The following is a 770-nucleotide window of genomic DNA, read 5'->3' as shown; positions in this document are numbered from 1 at the left end:
ACCAGCTCATTGTGCGCCAGCACTCGGGCCTGCCCGCCCTGGTTGACCAGGCGTGCGGCCTTGACCTCGACCTTGGGCCCCTGGATCACACCGTTCTGGTTGCTCAGGGTCTGCCGCGCGGTCAGTTGCAGAGAGCGGCTGGCCAGCACATCGCCGCGGTTTTCCAGGTTGTCGGCGTTCAGCTTGACCACGCCTTGATCGTTGCGGCTGTTGTCGCTGTTGACCCCGGCCTCGATGATGCCGTGGTTGACCAGTTGCCCGGCGTCCACCACCCGCACCTGATCCCGGGCCGCCAGACTGGTGCCCACCTCGATCTGCTCCTTGGCCTGCAGGGTCGCTTCGGTCCCGGCATAGGCCTTGCCCTTGAGGTCGATGCTCTGGGCCTTGATCGCGATCGCCTGGTTGGCGCCCATGCCGGCCACCGTGACCTTGCCGTTGGCGTCGATCTGGATGTCACCGGTGCTGGCCGCCATCTCCCCCGACATGTTCACACCCACGCCCTTCTCCGTGCCCACCAGACGGATGGCCCCGGCGTACATGCCGCCCAGGGCGGATGAGTCGATCGCCAGTTGCGGCGCATCCGCCGGGTTGGTGGTCCGCGCCGTGGCGTTCAAGGTCTTGGCGTCGACATCGTTGGCCCCGGCGATCACCGCCAGGTGCTGGGCCTGGATCTCGGCGTTGATTTTCGCGCTGCGGGTGATGGTTTCGAACTGGTCGATATTGCTCGCGTTGAGCCCCGCACCTTCAATGGCGACGCTGCCTTGGTCCAC

The 770-nt window shown here is 66.2% G+C and carries 1 pseudogene; it reads right to left on the bottom strand.

What is annotated here, in order from left to right:
* Window positions 1-770 (bottom strand): annotated as a pseudogene (locus Q7C21_RS22215) (hypothetical protein); the annotation flags it as partial.

The sequence above is a fragment of the Pantoea sp. ANP04 genome, assembly GCF_041982285.1.
GTDB classification, from domain to species: domain Bacteria; phylum Pseudomonadota; class Gammaproteobacteria; order Enterobacterales; family Enterobacteriaceae; genus Pantoea; species Pantoea eucalypti.
Note: the sequence above shows the minus strand (reverse complement) of the source record. Positions and strands in the feature narration are given on the sequence as shown.